This window comes from Bradyrhizobium huanghuaihaiense, from assembly GCF_025200885.1.
Taxonomy (GTDB): domain Bacteria; phylum Pseudomonadota; class Alphaproteobacteria; order Rhizobiales; family Xanthobacteraceae; genus Bradyrhizobium; species Bradyrhizobium huanghuaihaiense.
The window spans coordinates 4,399,274-4,418,758 of record NZ_CP104172.1 but is presented as its reverse complement, the minus strand read 5'-3'; the positions used below and the strand labels follow the sequence as shown (position 1 = coordinate 4,418,758).

The 19,485-nt window shown below is 65.1% G+C and carries 19 protein-coding genes; 10 read left to right on the top strand and 9 right to left on the bottom strand.

Annotation, left to right across the window (positions count from 1 at the left end; translation table 11 throughout):
- Window positions 1-264 precede the first annotated feature (264 nt).
- Entirely contained in the window at window positions 265-987 is a 723-nt protein-coding gene (locus N2603_RS21115) for an outer membrane protein (RefSeq protein WP_260423873.1), read from the bottom strand.
- A 255-nt stretch (window positions 988-1,242) separates the two neighbouring features.
- On the opposite strand from N2603_RS21115, the gene N2603_RS21110 reads away from it, so the two are divergent.
- From N2603_RS21110 to N2603_RS21095, 4 genes are all read left to right on the top strand, one after another.
- Complete coding sequence (locus N2603_RS21110) at window positions 1,243-1,551, top strand: DUF3551 domain-containing protein (protein WP_260423872.1); 309 nt, start codon at window positions 1,243-1,245, stop codon at window positions 1,549-1,551.
- A gap of 1 nt (window position 1,552) precedes the next feature.
- On the top strand, window positions 1,553-1,801 hold the full coding sequence (locus N2603_RS21105; protein WP_260423871.1) for a DUF3551 domain-containing protein: 249 nt from the start codon (window positions 1,553-1,555) through the stop codon (window positions 1,799-1,801).
- A 161-nt stretch (window positions 1,802-1,962) separates the two neighbouring features.
- Window positions 1,963-3,282, top strand: coding sequence for an MFS transporter (locus N2603_RS21100; RefSeq protein ID WP_260423870.1), 1,320 nt, complete (start codon window positions 1,963-1,965; stop codon window positions 3,280-3,282).
- Window positions 3,283-3,370: 88 nt separating this feature from the next.
- Window positions 3,371-4,624 carry a hypothetical protein gene (locus N2603_RS21095; protein ID WP_260423869.1) on the top strand — a complete coding sequence of 418 codons (1,254 nt, stop codon included), beginning with the start codon at window positions 3,371-3,373 and terminating at the stop codon, window positions 4,622-4,624.
- Between the two features lie 416 nt (window positions 4,625-5,040).
- Here N2603_RS21095 and N2603_RS21090 read toward each other — a convergent pair whose 3' ends face one another.
- Both N2603_RS21090 and N2603_RS21085 read right to left on the bottom strand, forming a co-directional pair.
- The gene (locus N2603_RS21090) at window positions 5,041-5,211 is read right to left on the bottom strand and encodes a hypothetical protein (protein WP_018642326.1); all 171 of its coding nucleotides are present in this window, start codon (window positions 5,209-5,211) and stop codon (window positions 5,041-5,043) included.
- 52 nt (window positions 5,212-5,263) lie between these two features.
- Window positions 5,264-5,668 carry a response regulator gene (locus N2603_RS21085; protein ID WP_260423868.1) on the bottom strand — a complete coding sequence of 135 codons (405 nt, stop codon included), beginning with the start codon at window positions 5,666-5,668 and terminating at the stop codon, window positions 5,264-5,266.
- Window positions 5,669-5,751: 83 nt separating this feature from the next.
- On the opposite strand from N2603_RS21085, the gene N2603_RS21080 reads away from it, so the two are divergent.
- The 5 genes from N2603_RS21080 (at window position 5,752) to N2603_RS21060 (ending at window position 11,705) form a co-directional block, all read left to right on the top strand.
- Window positions 5,752-6,756, top strand: coding sequence for a chemotaxis protein CheB (locus N2603_RS21080; RefSeq protein ID WP_260423867.1), 1,005 nt, complete (start codon window positions 5,752-5,754; stop codon window positions 6,754-6,756).
- Window positions 6,753-7,046, top strand: coding sequence for a hypothetical protein (locus N2603_RS21075; protein WP_260423866.1), 294 nt, complete (start codon window positions 6,753-6,755; stop codon window positions 7,044-7,046). The genes N2603_RS21080 and N2603_RS21075 overlap by 4 nt, the downstream gene beginning before the upstream one ends.
- 167 nt (window positions 7,047-7,213) lie before the next feature.
- On the top strand, window positions 7,214-10,384 hold the full coding sequence (locus tag N2603_RS21070) for a CheR family methyltransferase (protein ID WP_260423865.1): 3,171 nt from the start codon (window positions 7,214-7,216) through the stop codon (window positions 10,382-10,384).
- Window positions 10,381-11,130 carry a Crp/Fnr family transcriptional regulator gene (locus N2603_RS21065; RefSeq protein WP_260423864.1) on the top strand — a complete coding sequence of 250 codons (750 nt, stop codon included), beginning with the start codon at window positions 10,381-10,383 and terminating at the stop codon, window positions 11,128-11,130. Before N2603_RS21070 ends, N2603_RS21065 begins: the two co-directional genes overlap by 4 nt.
- 326 nt (window positions 11,131-11,456) lie before the next feature.
- Window positions 11,457-11,705 carry a DUF6894 family protein gene (locus N2603_RS21060; protein WP_018642333.1) on the top strand — a complete coding sequence of 83 codons (249 nt, stop codon included), beginning with the start codon at window positions 11,457-11,459 and terminating at the stop codon, window positions 11,703-11,705.
- Between the two features lie 56 nt (window positions 11,706-11,761).
- Here the strand turns inward: N2603_RS21060 and N2603_RS21055 are convergent, their stop codons facing one another.
- Window positions 11,762-12,535, bottom strand: coding sequence for a helix-turn-helix transcriptional regulator (locus tag N2603_RS21055; RefSeq protein ID WP_260423863.1), 774 nt, complete (start codon window positions 12,533-12,535; stop codon window positions 11,762-11,764).
- A gap of 107 nt (window positions 12,536-12,642) precedes the next feature.
- Here N2603_RS21055 and N2603_RS21050 point away from each other — a divergent pair, with 107 nt between their 5' ends.
- Window positions 12,643-13,722, top strand: coding sequence for a quinone oxidoreductase family protein (locus N2603_RS21050; RefSeq protein WP_260423862.1), 1,080 nt, complete (start codon window positions 12,643-12,645; stop codon window positions 13,720-13,722).
- A 129-nt stretch (window positions 13,723-13,851) separates the two neighbouring features.
- On the opposite strand, the gene N2603_RS21045 is transcribed toward N2603_RS21050, so the two are convergent.
- From N2603_RS21045 to N2603_RS21025, 5 genes are all read right to left on the bottom strand, one after another.
- The gene (locus N2603_RS21045) at window positions 13,852-14,556 is read right to left on the bottom strand and encodes an ABC transporter ATP-binding protein (protein WP_018642336.1); all 705 of its coding nucleotides are present in this window, start codon (window positions 14,554-14,556) and stop codon (window positions 13,852-13,854) included.
- A 7-nt stretch (window positions 14,557-14,563) separates the two neighbouring features.
- The gene (locus N2603_RS21040; RefSeq protein ID WP_018642337.1) at window positions 14,564-15,844 is read right to left on the bottom strand and encodes a lipoprotein-releasing ABC transporter permease subunit; all 1,281 of its coding nucleotides are present in this window, start codon (window positions 15,842-15,844) and stop codon (window positions 14,564-14,566) included.
- Between the two features lie 90 nt (window positions 15,845-15,934).
- On the bottom strand, window positions 15,935-17,254 hold the full coding sequence (gene proS / locus N2603_RS21035) for a proline--tRNA ligase (RefSeq protein WP_183238930.1): 1,320 nt from the start codon (window positions 17,252-17,254) through the stop codon (window positions 15,935-15,937).
- Window positions 17,255-17,399: 145 nt separating this feature from the next.
- Entirely contained in the window at window positions 17,400-18,959 is a 1,560-nt protein-coding gene (locus tag N2603_RS21030) for a copper resistance CopC/CopD family protein (protein WP_260423861.1), read from the bottom strand.
- Window positions 18,959-19,477, bottom strand: coding sequence for a YcnI family copper-binding membrane protein (locus N2603_RS21025; protein WP_260423860.1), 519 nt, complete (start codon window positions 19,475-19,477; stop codon window positions 18,959-18,961). Before N2603_RS21025 ends, N2603_RS21030 begins: the two co-directional genes overlap by 1 nt.
- Window positions 19,478-19,485: the final 8 nt, after the last annotated feature.

Here is a 19,485-nt window from a genome sequence, read left to right as displayed (position 1 = left end):
CGGTATGACCTGGGCCCAGATCGCGATCATCCCGACGAACAGCGTGATGGACGCCAGTGCAGCCGCCTCTTCCACGAAAATCCTGAACATGGTCTCGCTCCCTTGCTAGAACGTATGAAGAACATTGTTCTCATTTCGTTCACGGGAGTCAAGCGATCTCGGCGACCTCGAAATGCGATGGTTAACTTGCTGAACTCAAACAACAAAAAAGCCCCGGCCAACGGCCGGGGCTTTCGACAACCGCTTCTTGCGAAGCGATCGGTATCAGTAACGGCCGAGCATCGGGCCGCCGAACTTGTAGTTCAGGCGGACGAGGCCCATGTCGACGTCCTGCTTGATGCGATCGGTGCCCACCAGGCCGGCGAAGGTGACGTCCTTGTCGGACAGGAAGATGTGGTTGTACTCGACGCCAACCGACCAGTTCGGCGCAAAGCCGTACTCGAGGCCGGCACCGACCGTGCCACCCCAGCGGGTCTGGTCGTTCGAAGCCAGCAGCGCGCCGGAGGCCCTGTCGAAGACTTCGTACTTGGTGCCGGCCACAGCGGCACCGCCCTTGACGTAGATGAGGACGTTGTTCCAGGCGTAGCCGACCTGACCGGTGATCAGACCGAACGAGTCGATCTTCGAGCGGTTGCGGGTCGTGAACAGCGCGCTGTCGTTGTCGCCCGAGAAGTCGGCCCAGTTGCCCTGGCCTTCCACGCCGAACACCCACTGGCCGGACTGCCAGCGATAGCCGATCTGGCCACCGACCGTGCCCCCGGTCGCATCGTGCGAACCTTCGCGGCCACCGCCGACCAGATCCCAGGTCGAATGCGACGAACCACCGCCGCCGTTGATGCCGATGTAGAAGCCGCTCCAGTCGTAGATCGCGGCGACCATCGCGGGCGCCTTGGTGTAAGGACGCGCGGCGAGGTCGGCAGCCAGCGCCGGTGCAGCTGCGCTGAGCGCGACGAGGCTCACAGCGGCAAGCAACAAATTCTTCTTCATTTCAATCCCGTTCCAGTTTCGTCGTTAGGCCCCCTGGCCGTGGCGTGGTCATAACAGCGATCGATGGAATTGCTGTAACCTCGACGCAACAGTTCACACCAAAGGCCCGCGCTTCATTAATGAAGATTTATCGGAGCGCGCTGGAAACCCTTTGAAACAAGTGTTTTCGAGAGTTCCAATGTCGACGAGACGAGATAAACTGCACGCGCGCGTAACATCGTCGCGCGCACAATCGTGTGATTGGAGAATCGAGAAATGCGCGGACGAATTGCTCTCCCCATTGTCGCCACACTTTCGCTTGCAATCGCCACATTCACGCTCGCGCTGAACACAAGCACGCCTGCACGCGCGTTCGGTACGCATCACGCGTTCTGCCTGACGGGCGACGAATGGCCGGGGCTGAGCAATTGCAGGTTCGATACTTACGCGCAGTGTCAGGCAAGCGCATCGGGCCGCGCGCTGACCTGCATCGCCAATCCCTATTTCGGGGGACAGAGTGATGATCCCTACGCGTATCAGAATCGTCCGCGCGCGCTGGCGCCCGGCACCTTGCTCTCGCGCTGAGATGCGCAGCGCCTGGCTTGCGCTCGTTGCGACCGGCACGCTCTTCGTGAGTGCGCAGGCGCGCGCGCAGACCTATGATCTCAGCTATCCGGTCTGCATGCAGATCTACGGCCAGGTGGGCTATTTCGACTGCCGCTACACCTCGCTCGAGCAGTGCAGGTTTCTTGCCGTCGGACGCTCGGCGAGTTGCGTCGCGAATCCGTATTTTTCGCAGCAGAGACCCGCTCCGCGGCCAAAGCGCCCCGGCTAATCGTCGGCACACGCAAATCGGGACGCTGATATGCGACCTGCCTTGCGCTGCGCCTTACGTGTTGACGCAGACAGATCCGGGTTTAAGTACGACGGACAAATCTTGCAGGGATGGCGACGTTCGCTGGGTTGGTTCCCGTTGACGCCAGCAATGCAGGACTCATGACGATCTCGCCTCTCGCGACCTCGCCCCGCGCCAATTCGACCGCGGCCGCTCATCCCCCTCACCTCGCCATCGTCCTGATCTCGCTCGCGATGGGCGGCTTTGCGATCGGGACCACCGAATTCGCGTCGATGAGCCTGCTGCCGTTCTTCGCCGCCGATCTCCACATCGACGAGCCGACCGCAGGGCACGCGATCAGCGCCTACGCACTCGGCGTCGTGTTGGGCGCACCGCTGATCGCGGTGCTGGGTGCGCGCTTCGCCCGGCGCACGCAGTTGCTCGTGCTGATGGCCGTGTTCGCGCTCGGCAACGCGCTCACTGCGCTTGCACCCGGCTTTGGCTGGATGATCGCGGCACGCTTCCTCTCGGGGCTGCCACATGGCGCCTATTTCGGCATCGCCGCGCTGGTTGCGGCTTCGCTGGTTCCGCAACAGCGCCGCTCGCAGGCGATCGGCCAGGTCATGCTCGGCTTGACCTGTGCCACGATCATCGGCGTGCCCCTCGCCAACCTGATTGGGCAGTCAGTCGGCTGGCGGGCGAGTTTTGGTCTCGTGTCGGTGCTGGCGCTGCTCACGGTGCTGCTGTGCGCGCTGTTCGCGCCGCGCGACCAGGCGGGCCGGTCGGATCCACTGCGGGAGCTCGGCGCCCTCAGAAGCGGCCGCGTCTGGATCACGCTGGCGATCGGCGCCATCGGCTTTGGCGGCATGTTTGCCGTCTACACCTATCTTGCGACAACGCTGATCGAGGTCACCAAGGTCAGCCCCGCGACCATTCCGTTCTTCCTCGCATTATTCGGCATCGGCGCCACGCTCGGCAATCTGTTCGTGCCGCGCTTTGCCGACCGCGCGCTGATGCCGACGGCGGGCATCATCCTGCTGTTTGCTGCGGTCGCACTCCTGGTGTTTCCGCTCGCCGCCGGCAATCCCTGGCTGCTGGCGATAGACATCTTCGCGATCGGCGCCAGCGTCTCGCTCGGCGCCATTCTCCAGACGCGGCTGATGGACGTCGCCGGCGACGCGCAGGCGCTGGCGGCTGCGCTGAACCATTCGGCCTTCAACACCGCCAATGCGCTCGGCCCGTTCCTGGGTGGCCTTGCCATCCGCGAAGGGCTGGGCTGGACCTCCACCGGTCCCGTCGGCGCCGCACTCGCGCTTCTCGGTTTACTGATCTGGGCCGTCGCCCGGCGCGATGCCGGCTCTGCTCCGGTCGAGGTCGCCTCGCGAAGCGACGCTGCTCCGCTCGCGCCGTCGCTGGCGCCGGATCACCGAAGCCGTTCAGCGGTTCATAGGGATCTGCCCGCCCGGACGTCAGCAAAATAAACGCGAATTCGAGCGCCACCGCAAGTTGTGAAAGCGCCAAGCGTCGTATAGCGTCGATATCGGTTTGCACCGCATAGTCGATCATTTCATGCTCGCCCGTATTCTGCTTGTCGTCGCCGCCTTGTCGCTTCCCGGCGCATTGCGCGCGGAAACGCCGTCGGAGAAAGCCGGATTTGCGCCCAGGCTGACGATCTATCTTGCCAAGGGGGCGCCCGATGCGTGCGGGCCGGGCTGCGACCGCTGGATCGCCATCGAAGGCGAGATCGATGGAGACGCAGCCCCGCGCATTCGCCGCTTCCTCGCCGCCGTCAAGGACACGCAGCGGCCGATCTACCTCTATTCGCCCGGTGGAAACGTGGAGCAGTCCTATGCGATCGGCCGGTTGCTGCGCAGTCGCAAGGCGATCGCCCGGGTCGGCCGCACCGTCGTGACGGCATGCGCGGCGGACACACAGGTGGACGCGGCCTGCCTGAAGGTGAAGAACGCAAGCGGCGAGGTCGAGGCGGAGCTCACGACCCGCAGGGCCATGTGCAACTCGGCCTGCGGTTACCTGTTTCTTGGAGCGACCTCCCGCGAGGTGGCGCCCGACGCGGCGCTGGCGGTTCATAATTCCAGGCTGGTCCTGCGCTTTCGTGGGGATCCGCCTCCACAGATCGTCGCCGAGGCGAGGCAGCGCCGAATGGCGAGCGCCGATCGCGATCGCACTGCGTTCATCACCTCGATGGGCATCAGCCGCGAGCTCGACGCCCTGATCCGGACCGTGAAGTTCGAGAACCTGCACGTGCTGACGCGCACCGAGCTCTATCGTTTCGGGATCGACACGCGACCGCTCGCCGAAACGGCGTGGAAGCTGGAGAAGGACGCGCGACCGTATGTCCGCAAGATCGCCGTGATGAAGAAGGAGAACGACTCGTCGTTCCGGACCATGGAGTGGCGCCTGTCGTGCGAAAACAAGGCGCGCGTGCCGCTGTGGTTCGCGGCCGAAATCGACGAGGCGTCGACCGGCAAGAGCACGATCCTGATCACGGCGGACGCCGTCACGGACAAGGCGGCCGGAGGGTCACCGCTGCGATCCGGCAAGTACGAGGTCTGGCGCGGCAGCATCGACGCCGACATGGTCAAGGCGATCCTGGCCTCCCGCTCCCTCCATGTCCGCGAAACCACGACGATGCCCGACGACAAGACGGACATGACGAAATTCGACGTCGACCTCACGGGCCTCGCGCCGGCCTGGACGCAGCTCAAATCATCCTGCGCCTTGTCGGCGCTCAGCCCGATCAGCCCCTGGCCGGCCACGGTGCCGGGCGTCAGCGCAACCCCTCCGGCTGCGGTGGCGCCGTAAGCGGGGACGCCAAGCCGGCCCATCGCTCAGAAAGCGGCCGGCGATTCACATAACCTAATGCGCACCGCGCGGAACAACGTCAAAATCGTGTCTGGGATGAGGGCAACACGATGACGATGGATCGGGTCGAACGGGTTTTCATCGCGACAGCGATGCTGGGTTTCCTGGTGATGCTGGGAGCGATCATATGGATGATGGTGGCTTGACGGACTCCTCGTTGCGCCAGGCCTTGTCGCAAGGCTTATTGCAAGCCTTGCCCTATCTCGGGATCGCCCTCTGCATTGCCGTGGCTATGTGGCTGACCTGGAGCCGCTTGCTCTAAGCATGATCCGGAAAAGTGCGAAGCGGTTTTCCGATAAGGTCATGCTCAAACAACAACCTGAAGCGCGATGACGCTTCATCAATCTCATTGCGCTTCAGACCGGATCGCCCTCCCCGCGAACCGGCTCGACCGCAACCAGTCCATCCCGGACACGCTGCGCCCTTGCGATGTGATCGCTGTCGCGCAGTATCTTGAGGGCATCGCGAACCAGTTCGCGCGAAAAGGACAGGAGCTGCGCATCGCCCGCGCGGGGGGTGTAGATCATTCGAACCTCACTTGGATCATGAGCGGGCAGCGCAATGGCGCGACGCTGCGCCTCACGTCTTCGGCTTCCCGATCAACCCGGCCAAGCCGCGGACCATCGCTGCGATGTCGATCGGCTTTTCCCACAGCATCACGTCGTGAAATTGTGGAGCGATGCTGACCTTGTCGTAGCCGGTCGTGAACACGAACGGCACCTGACGCGCCTTGAGCTCCTGTGCAACCGGGAAGACCATCTCGCTGTGAATGTTCACGTCGAGCACCGCTCCGTCGAGAATACCGCCGTCATTGATGATCGGGATCGCCTCGTCGAGCTCGCTGACCGGACCGGCAATTTCCGCGCCCGCCGACCGCAGCGCACGGCTGATGTCATCGGCCAGGAAATACTCATCCTCGACCACGAGGATGCGACGTCCCGACAAGGGGGCGGGCCTGCGCGACAACGTTGGCGATACCGCCATGCTTCCTCCAGTACCCCAAAAGGGATAGGAACATAGGTCTCAAGGCCGTCTTGGTGCAAACAAAGCATTGAAAGGCGGGTTCCATGAGCAACCGCGATATCATCGTGATCGGGGGGTCCTCAGGGGCCACGGCGCCGCTGAAGCAGATCTTGGCAGCCCTGCATCCGGATCTGCCGGCAGCCATCTTCATCGTCCTCCACCTTCCTGCGCAGGGCATCGGCATCCTGGCCACGGTCGCCGCCTCCGCCGGCAGGCTGCCGGTGCATCAGGCCGCGGACGGCATGATATTCGAGCGCGGCCACGTTTATCTCGGCGCCCCCGATCATCATCTGCTTTTGTCGGGCGATCGTATCCGGCTGGGGCGCGGTCCACGCGAGAACATGGTGCGGCCTGCGATCGACCCGCTGTTTCGGTCGGCTGCGCTCTATCACGGCCCGCGCGTGATCGGCGTGGTGCTCAGCGGATTGCTTTCGGACGGCGCCGCCGGCCTCAACGCGATCAAGCGCTGCGGCGGGATCGCGGTCGTGCAGGATCCAGTTGAGGCGATTGCGGCCGAGATGCCGCAGCGCGCCCTGGAGGCGACCGCGGCCGACCTTTGCGTTCCCGCCGCACGGCTGGGCGACGTCCTCTCCGATCTTGCCCGGGAACCGCCGGGGGCCGCGCTTCCAATCGCTCCGGATATCCGCCTGGAGGTGGAGATCGCCGCGGGCGAGCGAATTGGCAGCGCCATCTTGGCCGACATCGCCGATCCGGCGGCGCTGACCTGCCCCGGTTGCGGCGGAGTTCTCTCCCAGGTGAAAGCGGCTCGTCCGATGCGGTTTCGCTGTCAGGTCGGCCACGCCTATACCGCTGACGCCCTCGCCAAGGAGCAGGAAGGGCAAGTCGACGAAGCCCTGCGGGTCGCGCTCCGGATCATCGAGGAGCGGGCCGAGTTGGTGCAGCGCATGGCGGCGGACGGCCGCCGCAGCGGCAGGCCGGCAGTGGCCGAGATGTACGAGCGGCGCGCAGCCGAATATCGCGAATATGCCGACATGATCCGGCGCGTCGTGCTACAATCGCTTGATCCTCCGATCCAGCCAGGGGCATGAACGCCGCCATGGCAGTATCCCTTGCCATACGTACGCAGCAACTCCGGGACGAGCGGCGTCTTCTGAAGAAGGCCGATCTCGATATCGAGGAAGGCTGGCAGCGCGTCCGCAGGCAGGAGGATCGGGTGCGGGACCTGCAAGCCGGCGGATATGACTGCCTGCAGGCGGAACGGCTGGTGGAGCTGCTCAAGCAGACCTTGGTGGAATGGGAGCGGCATCGCACCCTGATCATCCAGAGAGTGAACTACCTCCAGCAGGAGGTCGATCCGGTGCCGCCAGCGGCCGCTTGACAGGGCAATGGCTCCGCCACCAGCGCTCGGGGCTTGCCGCTTCCGCTAGCTGAGGCCGTGTCAGAAGGACGAACACTTTTTGCTTTTAGCTGTTGGGATGAAGACGATTTCTGGTATTTGCAGAAACCGGAATCCGTCGATCCAAGACAACGAGAGTAGCGGCAATCATGGACGAAGTCGGCAAGACGGCGGGGGAGCGGGAGCCTCAGGCCAAGGCCCCGTTGGTCATCGGCGTGGGGGCGTCGGCCGGCACGATCGACAGTATCGAGCGGTTCTTCGCCAAGCTGACCTTGGGCGACGACCAGGCGGTCGTCCTCGTCGTTCAGAGCGCCGAGGCGCTCGACGAGGCGCGGTTGCGCGGCATCGTCCAGCGCGCCGATGGCGCTCGCCTCGCCGACATCCGCGATGCCATGGTGGTCGAAGGGGGCGTCATCTATCTCAGCCCCGCGGCCATGATCACCACGATCCAGGGTGGGCGCTTTGCAGTGCGCAAGGCCGAACAGGGCCCGGGCGAGCGCGCCACCATCGACAGCTTCCTGGTGTCGCTCGCCGAGGAGCGTGCCGAGCAGTCCATCGGCGTGCTGCTGAACGGGACCGGCGGCGACGGCACGCTCGGCGCGGCAACGCTGAAGGACCATGGCGGCCTCGCGATCGCGGAAAGATCGGCCGGCGACGAATCGTCCGACCATCTGGCCGACAGCAGCAAGCCGGCGGCGATCGCAGATTACGTCCTGCCGCCCGAGGACATCCCCGAGCACATCCAGGTCTATGCCCGACATCTCCGGCGGCTCGAAGAGAAGCAGGGATTCGACGAGGTTCTGGCCGCGGCGGCGACCTCGCTGTCGCGCATCGCCGACATCCTGCGCAACAAGACCGGCAACGATTTCCACGGCTACAAGCAGAACACCTTCCTGCGCCGCGTGCAGCGGCGCATGCAGGTCGTGCAGATCGAGGAGATCACCTCCTATGTCGACTTCCTCCGCAACGACAAGGACGAGGCGCAGAATCTCTTCAACGACCTTCTGATCGGCGTCACCGAGTTCTTCCGCGACAAGCGTGAGTTCGAAGTCCTCGAAACCCAGATCATCCCGAAGATTTTCGAGGGCAAGGGCAACGGCCAGCAGGTCCGCGTCTGGGTGCTGGGCTGCGCGACCGGCGAGGAGGCCTATTCGATCGGTATCCTGCTGCGTGAGCACATGGCGACGCTCGATTCCGCGCCCCAGGTGCAGATCTTCGCAACCGACATCGACGGCCGGGCGCTCGCGGCAGCCCGCGTCGGGCGCTACCGCACCAACATCGAGCAGGACATGTCCCCCGAGCGGCTGGCGCGCTGGTTCGTGCGCGAGGGCGACACCTATTGCGTGGTGAAGGAATTGCGGGAGATGTGCATCTTCTCCCAGCACAACGTCATCAAGGACGCCCCGTTCTCCAAGCTCGATCTGGTCTCCTGCCGCAACCTGCTGATCTACCTCAACGCGGAGCTGCAGAACCGCGTGATCCCGCTGTTCCATTTCGCGCTGCTGCCCGAGCGCTTCCTGTTCCTCGGCAATTCCGAGAACGTGACGCGGCACCCGAAGCTGTTTGCGCCGGTCGATCGCCGCGCCCGCATCTTCAGGAAGCTCGATACCGGCACGCGGCTGCCGCCGGAATTTCCGATCTCGACCTCGGCCGGACGTACGCCGGTCGAGGTGCCGCCGGTCCGCTCGTTCGGGCCGGACGTCGGCCTCGAACGCCGCGCCCAGCGCATCGCCGAGCGCTATGCGCCCGCTTACGTGATTACGGACGACAATTTCCAGATCCTGCACTTCTCCGGCCGCACCGGACGCTATATCGAGCCGACCGCCGGTGCGGCCTCGCTCGACCTGCTCCAGCTGGTGCATCGCGATCTCAGGCTGGAATTGCGCACCGCCCTCTCCCGCGCCTCGGAAACCAACGAGTCCGCCCATGCCGAGCAGGTTCAGCTCGGCGTCAACGGCCATCGCATTCTCGTCGACATCACGGTCGAGCCGATCCAGGATGGCGCTGGTGGCCATCGCAACTTCATCGTCCTGTTCAAGGACGGACCGGCGCGCGCCGCTGATGTCCCCGAGAGCAATTCCGGCGCGCTGGTGCGGACCGAGCATGTCGAACGTCTCGAAGGCGAATTGCGGGCGACGCGCGAACGCCTCCAGGCGACGATCGAAGAGCTCGAAAGCACCAACGAAGAGCTGAAATCCTCGAACGAGGAATATCAATCCCTCAATGAAGAGCTGCAATCCGCCAACGAGGAGCTGGAGACCTCGCGCGAGGAGCTGCAATCGGTCAACGAGGAATTGACCACCGTCAATGGCGAGCTGGCGCACCGGGTTCAGGAGCTGACCCGCGCCACCAGCGACCTCAAGAACTTCCTCGAAAGCACGCAGATCGCGACCGTCTTCCTCGACAACGATCTCCGTGTCATGAACTTCACGCCCGCAATCACGCAGATCCTGCATCTGGTCGAAACCGATGTCGGCCGCCCGATCGCCCACATCAAGGCGCGCATCCCGATCGAGGAGCTCTACGACGAAGTACGCCGCGTACTGCGCACGCTTGCCAGCGCCGAACGCGAACTCACCGCGCCCGACAGCGGCACGCGTTACATCGTCCGCATCCTGCCCTATCGCAGCATTGACAATTTCATCGCCGGCGTCGTCATCACCTTCATCGATGTCACCGCGATCACGCGTGCCGAGGAACGGCAGCGCCTTCTCCTCGCCGAGCTTCAGCACCGCGTTCGCAATACGCTCGGCGTGGTGCGGTCGATCGCGCGCCGCTCCGCGGAGACGAGCTCCACGGTCGAGGAATATGCCGCCCATCTGGACGGGCGCCTCAACGCCTTCGCGCGCACCCAGGCGCTGGTCACGCGCGACCCCGAGGGCGGCGTCGATCTGGAATATCTGGTGATCGAGGAGCTGCTGGCCTATAATGCCCATGAGGGCGAGCAGGTGCGCGCGTCCGGGCCCGCGGTTCGCTTCCAGCCGAAGGCGGCAGAGACCTTTGCGCTCGCAATCCACGAGCTTGCAACGAACGCGCTCAAATACGGCGCGTTGGGTCAGCCCGGCGGCCGGCTCGAAATTTCGTGGCGTATCGACGGGGCCATCGAGTCCCCGCAACTGCTGTTCGAATGGCGCGAGCGGGGCGGTCCCGCGGTGACGCCACCGCCGCGCAAGGGCTTTGGTACCGAGCTTCTGGAGCGCACCCTGGCGTTCGAGTTGAAGGGGCAGACGACCATGTCGTTCAATGCGTCCGGCCTCATGTGCTTGATCGCGATTCCGCTGACCAGGCGTACCTTCCATACGCCGTCGATGGAGGGATGATGCGTTCTCACGGGACCGATGGCGGTGTGGCGCAGGCGGTCTTTCGCCGCTTCAACGCCTTGCGCCCGCTGTCCGACGAGGATGCCGCTGCACTGGAACATGCCATCCTCGAAGGTTTGTTGCGTGCCGGGCCGGGCGAGGACCTGATCGGCGAAGGCGATCCCGTCGACAGCGTCCGCATTGTCCTCTCGGGCTGGCTGTTCCGCCACAAGACACTGGAGGACGGGCGCCGGCAGATCGTCAATTTCATCCTGCCGGGCGAGAGCTGCGACGCCCACGCTTATCTCCTGTCCACCATCGATCATTCGATCACGACAGCGACGCCGGTTGCCTATGCCGAGATCAAGCGCGCGCGCTTCGAACAACTGATGGCTGCCAACCGCACGCTGGCCGAAGCCTTCATGTGCGAGACGCTGCTGAACAGCGCGCTCCAGCGTGAATGGATCGTCAACCTCGGCCGGCGGTCGGCCTTCGAGCGCGTGGCCCATCTGTTCTGCGAAATCTTCGAACGGCTTCGACCCGTTGGCCTGGTCGACGGCAATTCCTGCGCGCTTCCGGTGACCCAGACCGATCTGGCCGACGCGACTGGCCTGTCGGTGGTTCATGCCAACCGCACGATCCAGGAATTGCGCGCGTCCGGCCTGATCGTCCTGAAGGACCGGACCCTGACGATCGGAGATCTCGAAGCGCTCAAGAACGCGGCGATGTACTCGCCGGGCTATCTTCGGCTCTATCGGGCGAAGTGAACGCGGCCGACGACTTAAACATGGCGGCTTCAAGGTGCCCGCCATGTTTCCGACAGCAGCACTGCCTGACCTATTGGATTTCGTACAGCCCGCATTGGCTCTGATAGGAACGAGTTTGGGGCCCATTAGCTTATGTTAAAGCGGACGCATCGGGGAGGCTTGCGAGGCAGATGCGAAGCGCCGACCCTTCGGGGGAACAATGCCGCTCATGGACGAGGGAGCGCTCGATCCGCTCGCCAAGGACACATGCTCGCGGCTTGTCGCCGAGCAGCAGACACCGGCCATCGTGGCGCGACCGCTGGCGAACGAGGCATTGGAGATCTGAGATGGCACGTTATTATTTCGATCTTCGGGATGAAGATGAGTTGGCGCCCGACGAGGAAGGCCTCGAGCTTTCCGGTCTTCGCGCAGCCCAGGTCGAGGCCGCCAGATCATTGGTCGATATGGCGAGAGAGGCGGCCTGCACGTCCGCTCCCGTGAATGGCACGCACCGCATGGCGATCGAGGTCCGCGACGCCGGCGGCCCTGTGATGCAGGTCAAGTTCACTTTCGAGGTCGAGACGCTGAAGCATTGAGGCGGCCCCGGGAGGCCGCCGCCGCTGCCGGCGCTCGACCTCCGTGTCTTCGCGCCTCACACCGGCGTGTAGATCACAAGCTTCAGCGCAGGATCGTCGTTGGCCTGGAAACTCGTGTGCTCGAAATGCAGCACGCCCTTTGTCGGATGGGTCATGGTCTTGCGACCCGACAGGGTGCCGTGCACCTCGTGCGCGCCCCACCATTTGACGAATTCGGGACTGCCATCGCGCAGCCGCGCCAGCAATTCCGCAAAGGCGGGATCGCCGGCCCAGACGTCGTGGGTAGCGCGAAACATCGCGACCATGCGCTTGGCCACATCGGCCCAGCCCGCGCCGTAGGATTTCCGCGTGCGCTTGCTGGTCATCATCAAGAGCAGCGTGTTGCGATCCTCCTCGGGCAGCCGGCCAAATGCGAAGACCTCCTCGGCGGCATCGTTCCAGGCCAGGACGTCCCAGCGCCGCCCGGTGATGTAGGCCGGATGCGGCAGGCTCTCGACCAGGCGCCGTATCGGCGGCGGCACCACCTCGCGCGTGAACGCGCCCCTCGCGCCATCGCGCGCCAGCGCCTTGAGATGCGCGTGCTCGGTCTTCGAGAGGCGCAGCGCGCGGGCCAGCGCGTCGATCGTGGTGACCGAGGGGCTGACGGTGCGGCCCTGCTCGAGGCGGATGTACCAGTCGACGCCAATGCCGGCGAGCTGGGCGACCTCCTCGCGGCGCAGGCCCGCGGTGCGGCGCCGGCGGCCGGCGGGCAGCCCCACGGTCTTCGGCGACAGCTTTTCGCGGCGGGACCTGAGAAAATCGCCGAATTCGACGCGGCGTGGGTCGGCCATGATGCGTGTCCCGATGGAGGGTCCTTAGGATACTAGGATAATACCAGGCCTTCTTGTCGCTTCAAGGGCGAGGCATATCCAACTCACCCGTCCCCGAGGTGAACATCATGAAAGCTGCCGTGCTCAAATCCTTCGGCTCGCCGCTGGCAATCGAGACTGCCCCCGACCCGGTGCTCGGTACCGGCGAGGTCATCGTCGACGTCGTCGCCACGCGGGTGCTGTCCTACATGAACGAGGTCTTCAGCGGCGAGCGCAACTACGCGCTCGATCTACCGATCATCCCGGGCCCCGGCGGCATCGGCCGGGTGCGCGCGGTCGGCCCGGACGCGACAAGGCTTGCGATCGGCGACTGGGTGTTCTGCGACCCGACGGTGCGCTCGCGCGACGACGCCGTGGCACCCGATATCGCCCTGCAGGGGCTCACGGCCGCCGGCCCCGGCGGCATGCGCCTGCAACAGCATTTTCGTCACGGCTCATTCGCCGAGCAGATGTGCCTGCCGACCGAGAACGTCAAACGCCTCGGCACGATCACGTCGGAGGACGCCACGCGGTGGTGCGCGCTGGGCACGCTGCTGGTGCCCTACGGCGGCTTCCTCGCCGCCAACCTGCAAGCAGGCGAGACCGTGCTGGTGAGCGGAGCCACCGGCAACTTCGGCAGCGCTGCGGTGTCGGTTGCGCTGGCGATGGGGGCGGCCTGCGTGGTGACGCCGGGACGCAACGAAAAGATCCTCGCCGACCTCGTCCGCCGTTTCGGCAGCCGTGTGAAGCCGGTCAAGCTCAGCGGTCACGAGGACGACGACCGCGAAGCGATGAAACGCGCCGCGCCCGGGCCGATCGACTGCGTGTTCGACATCATGCCGCCCTCGGTGAGCCCGACCGTCGTGCGCGCGGCGGTCATGACGGTGCGCGCCTACGGGCGCGTCGTGCTGATGGGCGGCGTCGGCATGGCCGGCGGCGCAGGGCTCGAGCTGCCCTACCCCTGGATCATGCGCAACTGCATCAGCATCCACGGCGTCTGGATGTATCCGCCCGATGCGGCGGCCCGCCTGATCGCGCTGGTGCGCTCGGGCCTGCTGCGGCTGGAGGAATATGAGACGACGGCCTTCGACCTCGACCATGCCAACGAGGCCGTGGCGCATGCCGCGGCCAACGGCGGGCCGTTCAAATTGACGGTGATCAGGCCCTAAAACAGCCACCTGCCCGGCGATGCGCGGTCAGCGCCGTTTTGCCCGACACATCAAGCGCCTGGCGGGCGTCGGGCCGGCACTGGTTGAAACAGGCCGGCTACTGTGCATGGGGTTGTTTTCGCAGTTTTTTTATTCGAGCTCGACCACCTGGCCGTTCGACAGCGAGACCCGCCGGTCCATGCGGCCGGCGAGCTCCATGTTGTGGGTCGCGATCAGCATGGAAACGTGGGTCGCCTTGACCAGCTGCATCAGGGCCTGGAAGACGTGATCGGCCGTGTGCGGATCGAGGTTGCCGGTCGGCTCGTCCGCGAACAGCACCCGCGGCGCATTGGCCACCGCGCGCGCGATGGCGACGCGCTGCTGCTCGCCGCCCGACAGCTCCGCAGGGCGATGGGTGATGCGGTCGCCGAGGCCGAGATAGCCCAAAATCTCCTTGGCGCGCTTGACGCTCTCGGACTTCTTCAGGCCGCGGATCATCTGCGGCATCATCACGTTCTCCAGCGCCGAGAACTCCGGCAGCAGCCGGTGCGACTGGTAGACGAAGCCGATGTCGGTGCGGCGCAGCTGGGTGCGCTCGATGTCGGGCAGCTGCGAGGTCGGCGCGCCGTTGACATAGACCTCGCCGGAATCCGGCGCTTCCAGCAGCCCGGCAATGTGCAGCAGCGTCGACTTGCCCGAGCCCGACGGCGCCACCAGCGCGACCGATTGCCCGGCCCACAGCGCGAGCTTGGCGCCGTCCAAAATCGTCAGCGGCACCTCACCCTGCAAGTACTGCCGCTTTATCTCGTGGAGATAAATGACCGGTACATCGTCCGCCCCCTGCTGCTGCTCCATCAGCCCCTCACTCGTACCGGAGCGCTTCGACGGGGTCGAGGCGCGCGGCGCGCCAGGACGGGTACAGCGTCGCCAGGAACGACAACGTCAGCGCCATGATGACGACCGCCGTGGTCTCGCCGATGTCGATTTCGGCGGGCAGCTTCGACAGGAAGTAGAGCTCCGGCGAGAACAGCTCGGTGCTGGTCAGCCAGGACAGGAATTGCCTGATGGACTCGATGTTGAGGCAGATCACGAGGCCGACGACGAATCCGACCAGCGTGCCGACCACGCCGATCGAGGCGCCGGTGATCAGGAAGATCCGCATGATCGAGCCCTGCGAGGCGCCCATGGTGCGCAGGATCGCGATGTCGCTGCCCTTGTCCTTCACCAGCATGATCAGGCCGGAGACGATGTTGAGCGCTGCGACCAGCACGATCATGGTCAGGATCAGGAACATCACGTTGCGCTCGACCTGGAGCGCGTTGAAGAAGGTCGAGTTGCGCTGCCGCCAGTCGACCAGGAACACCGGCCGGCCCGCTGCCTCCGTCACCGCCTGGCGGAAGGCGACGATCTGGTCGGGATTGGTGGTGAACACCTCGATCGAGGTGACATCGTTGCTGCGGTTGAAATAGGCCTGCGCCTCCGCGAGCGGCATGAACACGAAGCCGAGATCATATTCGGACATGCCGATCTCGAACACGGCCACGATCTTGTACGGTTTGATGCGCGGCGTGGTGCCCATCGGCGTCACCGCGCCCTTGGGCGCCACCAGCGTGATGCTGTCGCCGGCATGCAGCGACAGCTGGTCGGCGAGGCGCCGGCCGATCGCGACGCCCTGCCCCTCGTCAAAACCCTCGAGCGAGCCCTGCTTGATGTTCTTGGCGATCGAGGTGAGGTTGTTGAGATCGTCGGAGCGGATGCCGCGCACCAGGACGCCCGAGGCGTTCCACGGCGAGGACGCCAGCGCCTGGCCGTCCACCACGGGTGCGGCGAGCCGGATACCTTTGACCTGGCTGAGGCGGTCGGCGACGTCCTTCCAGTCGGTCAGCGGCGATTCCAGCGGCTGCACCAGGATGTGGCCGTTCAGCCCCAGGATCTTGTCGAGCAGTTCCTTGCGGAAGCCGTTCATGACGGCCATGACGATGATCAGCGTCGCCACGCCCAGCATGATGCCGAGGAACGAGAACCCGGCGATGACCGAGATGAATCCCTCCTTGCGGCGCGCCCGCAGGTAGCGCGCCGACAGCATCCACTCGAAGGGCGCAAAAGGCGCGGTTTGCACGGTTTCAGTCATGGTCTCGTCCATCGCTCGATAATCCCATGATTCGGGGTCAATTGTGGCCGGATTGGCGGCCGCGATATCGGGCGATGAACAATATTCAGCCGACCAGCCTTATCAGCCCACAAGTCTTGCGACCGCGTCCGCAGGCGACATGGTCTCGCGGGAGCCGTCGCTACGCCGCTTGATCTCGACCTTGCCGTCGGCGAGCCCCTTCGGCCCGATCATGATCTGCCAGGGGATGCCGATCAGGTCGGCGGCGGCGAATTTGGCGCCGGCGCGCTGGTCGGTGTCGTCGTAGAGCACGTCGACGCCCTTGGCCTGGAGCTCGGCATAGAGCTTCTCGCAGGCCGCATCGACCGCGGCATCGCCCTGCTTGAGGTTGAGCACCACCGCGCGGAACGGGGCGACGGCCTCGGGCCATTTGATGCCGGCATCGTCATGGCAGGCCTCGATGATGGCACCCAGCAGGCGCGAGACGCCGACGCCGTAGGAGCCGCCATGGATCGGCACGTCGACGCCATCCGGGCCCGCCACGAGCGCCTTCATGGGCTCGGAATATTTGGTGCCGAAATAGAAGATCTGGCCGACCTCGATGCCGCGGGTGTTCACGCGCTTGTCCGCAGGCACTTCCTGCTCGAACCGGGCGGCATCGTGAACGTCTTCGGTCGCGGCATAGACCGAGGTCCACTGCTTGATGATCGGCGTCAGGTCGCTGTCATAGTCGACGTCCTCGCCGGGTACCGGCAGGTCCAGCACGTCGCGATTGATGAACACGCCGGATTCGCCGGTCTCGGCGAGCACGATGAACTCGTGGCTGAGATCGCCGCCGATCGGGCCGGTCTCGGCGCGCATCGGGATCGCCTTCAGCCCCATCCGCGCGAAGGTGCGCAAATAGGCGACGAACATCTTGTTGTAGGCAACGCGCGCCGCCGCCTCGTTGAGGTCGAACGAATAGGCATCCTTCATCAGGAACTCGCGGCCGCGCATCACGCCGAAACGCGGACGCTGCTCGTCGCGGAATTTCCATTGGATATGATAGAGATTCAGCGGCAGGTTCTTGTACGACTTCACATAGGCGCGGAAGATCTCGGTGATCATCTCCTCGTTGGTCGGCCCGTACAGCAGCTCGCGCTTGTGACGGTCGGCAATGCGCAGCATCTCCGGGCCGTAGGCGTCGTAGCGGCCGCTCTCGCGCCAGAGGTCGGCGAGCTGCAGCGTCGGCATCAGCACCTCGATCGCGCCGGAGCGATCCTGCTCCTCACGCACGATCTGCTCGATCTTCTTCAGCACGCGGAAGCCGAGCGGCAGCCAGGCATAGATGCCTGCGGCCTCCTGCCGGATCATGCCGGCGCGCAGCATCAGCCGATGCGAGACGATCTCCGCCTCTTTCGGATTTTCCTTCAGAATGGGCAGAAAGAACCGCGACAACCGCATGGCAATACTCTGGGAATCAGTGAGGGGTTGCAGTGAAACCGGATTGCGAGCGAAAACACAAGGCCGGGAATGAGGAAAAGCCGCTAACGCAGCGGAATTCCTGTCATTTTTCCGTTGCCTTCAGATTCAGCTTGAACCGGTTTGCCTACGGCGCCAGCTCGAGGTCGTCCTCCAGCGTGATCTGCTCGAAATCGGTCACCAGCGCATCGATCCGCACGTGCCAGCGGCCAGCGAAGGGCAGCTCGACCTTTCGAACATGCCAGTAGCCGTCGGGCCCGAGCGAGGCAGCCTGCGCCATCGGCTCGATGCCCCGCTCCGGCAGGTTCAGGATCAGCGTCACCTCCTTCGCCCCGAGCAGCGTCCCCTCGCCGGTCATGAGCTGGAGCACGAAGTCGTTGGCGCCCGCCTTCCCCGGAGAGACCAGCACCTGGAACATCGCCTTGTCGGTATGGATGTGGATTGCCAGCGGCGTCTCGGGAACAATGGTCCGCGGCGGCGGCGTGAAGCGCCAGCCGGCGACGAGCGCGAAGATGCCGAGGGCGATGGCGCATTCGAGCAGGATCGAACGCCTGAGCGCGGGCGCGGCTTTTTCGTCCCGCGCCAGGGCCGACGTCAGCCGGAACCGGTTGAGTGCGGCGAAAGCCAGCAGCAGGACGGCCAGACCAAGCTTGATCGACAGGATGGCCCCGTAACTGGTCTCGATCAGCGCGGACGGCCTTTCGAGCTGAACGATGGCAAGGCCAAGGCCGGTCAACGCGAGCACACCGACGGCCAGCACGGCCATACGCGAAAAGCGGTTCACGACCGGCAGCGCCGCAGTCGCCGGCTTCGACACCAGCGCGGCGAGCGGCGCGAGGGCTCCGATCCAGAAGGCGACGCCGAGGCCATGGAGGAAGATCGCCGGGCGCGTCAACATCTCGGGCGGTGCCGTTGCTGCGTGCCCGGTCATGGCAAGCGACAAGCCAACGCCGATGAATGCGATCATCGCAAAGGCGCGCGCGTACCACGCGCTGCGCAGCGCCATCATCGCGAGCAGCATCGATGCGACCGCGACGAGCAGCGCGGGGCCGGCGCTGGTGGCGAATGCGACCTTCCACGGAGCAACCGTCACGAGTGCCGCCGGCGGCAGGCCAAGAAGATCGAGGCCCAGCACGCCAAGAGAGACGATCGCGCTCGGAATGCCGAGCGCGAGCCCGACGCGCGGCACGGACAAGCCCGTCATCGACCACGCGACCCAGCGCGCGAAAAACACACCGCCGACGCCAACGAACAGGCCGAGATAAAGACCGATCCGCGCCAGCCAGATCAGCGCGCTCAATCCGCCGTCCGCACCGGCGGGCGGCTTCGTCGCCGTCGGAGCGCCGACCGAGAAGATCACCGATCCCGCGACGGGATGGCCGTCCTGCGAGATCACGCGATAGCTTACGACCGCCGTGCCTTGCGGCAGGTCCGGCGGCATCACGACCGAAATGGTCTCGCCCGCTGCCTCGATGCGCGCATCATCCCGTGCCCTGCCCGCGCCATCGATCAGCCGGATCGCGCCCGGCGTCACCGTCTCGTTGAAGCGCAGCTCCACCGCCTTCGGTGCGGTCTTCAGGATGCTGCCGCTCGCCGGATCGACCGAGACCAGAGCGGCATGCGCAGACGCGCCGGTCGCGAAGCCGGCAACGAGGAGCAGCGTCGCGAGCGCGGCGAAGAGGCGCATCAGGGTTTTGGCAGCAGCTTCACGCCTGGCGCCGACGACTTGCCCTCGTGCGAATGCCCTGCCTCTTCCGCCGGGATTTCGATCCAGCGGCTGACGCCCGTTTCGCATTCCTGGACGACGGGAAAGTACAGCGTCGTGTTCGGCTTGAGTTCGTCGGTGAGCAGCGTCTGCATGACGAATTCGTCATAGTACTTGTCCGGCAGCTTGCCGCCGGACCACGCGACCTCCTTGACGCCCGAGGAGAGCTTGTTGCCGTGATAGTCGTATTCGGTTGCATATTTGCCCTCGACGACATCGACGCTCCAGCCCGCTTTCGGCATCGGTTTCACCGCGATCACCCCTTCGGGGATCTGCACCCGGATCTTGACCGTGGGCGAGCCCGCGCAGCCGTGGGGCACTGCGAAAACGGCCTTGTAGTACGAGCCAACCGTCGCCTGCTTGGTCTCGAGCGTGACATGTGCGGCCGCTGGCGAAGCAGCGAGCGCGGCCACCAGGAACAGAAAGGGTCGCTTTGACATGGTCAGCC

Excerpts from the sequence above, each read along its gene's own strand:
- N2603_RS21075 (WP_260423866.1), top strand. The coding sequence starts at position 6,753 with ATGAACGCCGCCATGGCAGTATCCCTTGCCATACGTACGCAGCAACTC.
- N2603_RS21110 (WP_260423872.1), top strand. The coding sequence starts at position 1,243 with ATGCGCGGACGAATTGCTCTCCCCATTGTCGCCACACTTTCGCTTGCA.
- N2603_RS21070 (WP_260423865.1), top strand. The coding sequence starts at position 7,214 with ATGGACGAAGTCGGCAAGACGGCGGGGGAGCGGGAGCCTCAGGCCAAG.
- N2603_RS21065 (WP_260423864.1), top strand. The coding sequence starts at position 10,381 with ATGATGCGTTCTCACGGGACCGATGGCGGTGTGGCGCAGGCGGTCTTT.
- N2603_RS21045 (WP_018642336.1), bottom strand. The coding sequence starts at position 14,556 with ATGGAGCAGCAGCAGGGGGCGGACGATGTACCGGTCATTTATCTCCAC.
- N2603_RS21040 (WP_018642337.1), bottom strand. The coding sequence starts at position 15,844 with ATGGACGAGACCATGACTGAAACCGTGCAAACCGCGCCTTTTGCGCCC.
- N2603_RS21025 (WP_260423860.1), bottom strand. The coding sequence starts at position 19,477 with ATGTCAAAGCGACCCTTTCTGTTCCTGGTGGCCGCGCTCGCTGCTTCG.
- N2603_RS21095 (WP_260423869.1), top strand. The coding sequence starts at position 3,371 with ATGCTCGCCCGTATTCTGCTTGTCGTCGCCGCCTTGTCGCTTCCCGGC.
- N2603_RS21080 (WP_260423867.1), top strand. The coding sequence starts at position 5,752 with ATGAGCAACCGCGATATCATCGTGATCGGGGGGTCCTCAGGGGCCACG.
- N2603_RS21085 (WP_260423868.1), bottom strand. The coding sequence starts at position 5,668 with ATGGCGGTATCGCCAACGTTGTCGCGCAGGCCCGCCCCCTTGTCGGGA.
- N2603_RS21115 (WP_260423873.1), bottom strand. The coding sequence starts at position 987 with ATGAAGAAGAATTTGTTGCTTGCCGCTGTGAGCCTCGTCGCGCTCAGC.
- N2603_RS21100 (WP_260423870.1), top strand. The coding sequence starts at position 1,963 with ATGACGATCTCGCCTCTCGCGACCTCGCCCCGCGCCAATTCGACCGCG.
- N2603_RS21060 (WP_018642333.1), top strand. The coding sequence starts at position 11,457 with ATGGCACGTTATTATTTCGATCTTCGGGATGAAGATGAGTTGGCGCCC.
- N2603_RS21055 (WP_260423863.1), bottom strand. The coding sequence starts at position 12,535 with ATGGCCGACCCACGCCGCGTCGAATTCGGCGATTTTCTCAGGTCCCGC.
- N2603_RS21050 (WP_260423862.1), top strand. The coding sequence starts at position 12,643 with ATGAAAGCTGCCGTGCTCAAATCCTTCGGCTCGCCGCTGGCAATCGAG.
- proS (WP_183238930.1), bottom strand. The coding sequence starts at position 17,254 with ATGCGGTTGTCGCGGTTCTTTCTGCCCATTCTGAAGGAAAATCCGAAA.
- N2603_RS21030 (WP_260423861.1), bottom strand. The coding sequence starts at position 18,959 with ATGCGCCTCTTCGCCGCGCTCGCGACGCTGCTCCTCGTTGCCGGCTTC.
- N2603_RS21105 (WP_260423871.1), top strand. The coding sequence starts at position 1,553 with ATGCGCAGCGCCTGGCTTGCGCTCGTTGCGACCGGCACGCTCTTCGTG.
- N2603_RS21090 (WP_018642326.1), bottom strand. The coding sequence starts at position 5,211 with ATGATCTACACCCCCCGCGCGGGCGATGCGCAGCTCCTGTCCTTTTCG.